The organism is Stenotrophomonas sp. SrG, assembly GCF_050031795.1.
In the GTDB taxonomy this organism is placed as follows: Bacteria; Pseudomonadota; Gammaproteobacteria; order Xanthomonadales; family Xanthomonadaceae; genus Stenotrophomonas; species Stenotrophomonas rhizophila_A.
Genome location: NZ_JBNBBE010001178.1, coordinates 1 through 238, shown reverse-complemented (window position 1 = coordinate 238; position 238 = coordinate 1). Strand labels below are relative to the sequence as shown.

The following is a 238-nucleotide window of genomic DNA, read 5'->3' as shown; positions in this document are numbered from 1 at the left end:
CTCGATAGGCTCGCGTCATGGCCGCCGACTGGGTACCCGATGTCCTCGGGGCGCCGTTCGAGCAGCTGACGCTCGACCTGGGCGTCGACGGTCGCCACGGCCCGCTCGTCGCGACCCTGGTGCGACTGCGCCCGAACCCGATCGCGGCGCTCCTGCAGCCGCTTCGCGATGTCGACGTGCTCTACGTCCACGGCTGGTCGGACTTCTTCTTCCAGACCGAGCTCGCCCGGTTCTGGAA

At 69.3% G+C, this 238-nt stretch carries 1 protein-coding gene; it reads left to right on the top strand.

Annotated features, from left to right (window positions below):
- Nucleotides 1–17: 17 nt before the first annotated feature.
- Nucleotides 18–238 (top strand): hypothetical protein (locus ACQG3P_RS23165; protein ID WP_426806354.1); only part of this gene is annotated, 221 nt, incomplete at its 3' end.